The sequence below is a fragment of the Kitasatospora sp. NPDC057015 genome (genome assembly GCF_042673745.1).
Classification (GTDB): domain Bacteria; phylum Actinomycetota; class Actinomycetes; order Streptomycetales; family Streptomycetaceae; genus Kitasatospora.
In genome coordinates this window covers 310-2,092 of record NZ_JBHUSG010000132.1, presented here as the reverse complement: position 1 = coordinate 2,092, position 1,783 = coordinate 310, and the positions used below count along the sequence as shown (strand labels likewise).

Here is a 1,783-nt window from a genome sequence, read left to right as displayed (position 1 = left end):
GATGGGACGTTATGGCAACAGCTACAAGTACGAGGTACAGTGACAGCCAACTGGGCGATCGACAAAAATTACCTGCAATAGGTCAGCTACGGTGCGTCATTGCCGTCATTCGGATCGAACTAACAAGTAATACAATTCTTTTCTGTACTAGCAACGTCTCAATGCAGGCATCGAGCGATGACGCGTCCTCGAAAGACGCTAGACTTCGATACACCGGCGGAGCGCTTTCATCAATTCGTTGCATCGACGGGTTGAATCTGCAGCCAACTACAGACGTTCGCCCATACGCCGCCCTACACGTTAGGGCGTCGGCTATGCGCAACGTAACGGCCGCTCTGAGCTATCTGGGCACGTAGTAACAAGCGCTCCACCGTAGAGCCAAAGCGAAATCTCGCGGCATCGATGTCTGCTCCTTAACCCCGTCGCCTGACTGAGCATCAGCGTGCATAAGGATTGACGACTGCCCTCTGCTATAGTGCGCATCAACCCACGCCTAGGTAAGCCACGTCGTTCGGTTGATTCCTGCCTGTTGAAGCAAACGGTAACAGTTCATGAAAATATCCTTGATTGATAACGGCCTCGACTCTCTCAGAAAGGCCTACTCGTTTCTTAAAGAATATGAGGATTTGCGCGAAGCAGGGGCGGAGGAGGTTCAGCGTTTTTTCAAACTGAAGGATGCCATCCTCAGCATGCAGCATGGCATCGAGATACTTCTAAAATATTTGCTGAGTTCACGGAACGAAATCCTGCTATTTTCAGAGATCAACCAAAAACTGCGCGCCGCGTACGCTAAGCGTCGTGCCGGTGATATTGAGCACCTATACGATAACGACGATGTCCACACTGTCACGTTCAAAGAATCCATTGATCGCCTGAATGACATTTGCGGGTTGGAAATCTCGGAGAAATTACGCAAAGATTTGTTGAAAGTTGAAAAGTGGCGGAACAGTATCACGCACGCTGCGATCCTTCAGAACGAGCAGGAAGTGTCTGGTGTTCTCGCTCGATTGATGCCGCGGCTCGATGACTTTTTTAGTCCAACGATAGGCGATGCTTATGTGCAGGGGCAAGGCCGTAGCGAGCTAGATCGTGCGTTCCGCTTGTTCAAGAAAGTATATGGAGAGCATCCCAACGCAACGAAGTCCGCCGTAATTGAGCGACTAATACGTTCACTGCGAGAAAACAACATTAAGTCCGTCACCGCGCCAGGCGTTTTTGCCACTAACGACGCTGCAAAGGCGTATTCTATTCTGTCAAACATGCAAGGTGATGGAATAACTTATGGCGCCGACATGATCAACCTTCATTGTTCCGGCGAGATGCAGGTATCGAAGCTTGATCGTGAAGGCGTCATTGAACTGTACGCGGCGGATATTCAAGTTCGGTATGCGTTTCAATTCTCCCACTTAGTCGTCTACGTTCCACAGGTGGAGGGGGGCACATCCCCGCTTATATTCATATATGCCAAGACGTCGTCAGTGCTGGGAAATGATCCTGAACTCTCCGAAAACTTTGGCTACCAGACGCAAGGTGGTATTGAGTTTGTTGACGATGGATCGGAAAAGTGGGAGAAACAGGAAATTTATAGGGTTCTCGACGCAGAAAATATGTACGATGATTCTTGCGGCGATGAGGATGACGAGTTTCCACGATCGGGAAGACAAACCCGGCCCTTTATCAGGAAATATCGATTCCTCTCGGATTGTTGTGTTTGTTTTATGAACGTCCAGACACTCTCGCATGGGGCGGCGAAGCAAATTTTGTATTCAGAAGGACAGTTGGG

General features: G+C 49.5%; 1 protein-coding gene. It reads left to right on the top strand.

The genetic code is table 11. The annotated features are described in order from the left end of the window. Positions 1 to 551: 551 nt before the first annotated feature. Positions 552 to 1,783 (top strand): hypothetical protein (locus ACFTWP_RS41550; RefSeq protein ID WP_380270376.1); only part of this gene is annotated, 1,232 nt, incomplete at its 3' end.